Below are 942 nucleotides of genomic sequence, written 5' to 3'. Positions count from 1 at the left end.
AAAGGCACTTAGGTCTGGATGAAGAAATATTATCGAAGAGGGATGAGCTTTATCGCAAGATGAAAAGAAAGAACCAAATAAGGTGGTCAAAAGCTACGCGGAACTGGGAGAAAGTGGGTGACGTTAAGTTGAACCCGGAGAAGGAAAAACAAGCAGCTTAAATGCTCAGGCGACAACTACCTTGAAAAACGCCGATGGGCAGCCTTCTGGATATTCACCCAAGTTTGCAAGAGCTTCACAAATATGCTGATGGTTTAATTCTGCTTTCTGGTTTTGAGCAGAACTACTGGCACTAGTACAATCATGTGAATCCCACAATCCGTCTTTATTAATATCCTCATCAGCATCATTTACTCGATCACTGTTTAAATCCCAACAATTTATACCTGCATTTCCTCCCTTTCCCTTATCACCCTCTAGAGGGCAGCCTGTAAGAACAAATGTAAAAAGTAATATTGGTATTAGTTTTAATCTCATTAGAGCGTCCTCTTTATAGTTTAGAGTAATTAATAGGTTACTTAACGCCTTTAGCTGCGGCGAGCGATAGCGAGTCCAGCCCCGGGGCCTTTTCCGGGGCGAGGCAGGCTAAACTTGTTAGCTGATTTAATTTTCGGACCAATCCCATTTTACTATTTTGGATTGATACCCTGTACCAATGGTACTGCAGCTTTTAGCTAAGACTTGTTTATTTTTTATTGACCATACATGTTCTTGGCAAGGAGGCAAAAACATCAGCTCTATTACTCCATAACCCGCCCAACTAATTAAGCCAGTAGCTGCTGCACTTAAAGCGATACCAGAACCCAAAGCTTTTTCGCCCCATAGATTTTCCGTACTTTGGGGCTCTCCCCAAAGGCTTTTAGCATCATCTAATGGAATGCTAATTCGTGGTTCAGAGAATAAACCATCCTGAGGTTGTAACTCGATATGCTGACTTTGTAG

The 942-nt window shown here is 41.9% G+C and carries 2 protein-coding genes; both read right to left on the bottom strand.

Annotated features, from left to right (window positions below; translation table 11 throughout):
* Positions 1 to 165: 165 nt before the first annotated feature.
* Positions 166 to 477: a hypothetical protein gene (locus A3729_RS14065; RefSeq protein ID WP_068634006.1), complete on the bottom strand. Its 312-nt coding sequence runs from the start codon at positions 475 to 477 to the stop codon at positions 166 to 168.
* 126 nt (positions 478 to 603) lie between these two features.
* Positions 604 to 942: hypothetical protein (locus A3729_RS33105; RefSeq protein ID WP_197475852.1), on the bottom strand; the 339-nt coding region annotated here is incomplete at its 5' end.

Source organism: Oleiphilus sp. HI0043 (genome assembly GCF_001634935.1).
Note: the sequence above shows the minus strand (reverse complement) of the source record. Positions and strands in the feature narration are given on the sequence as shown.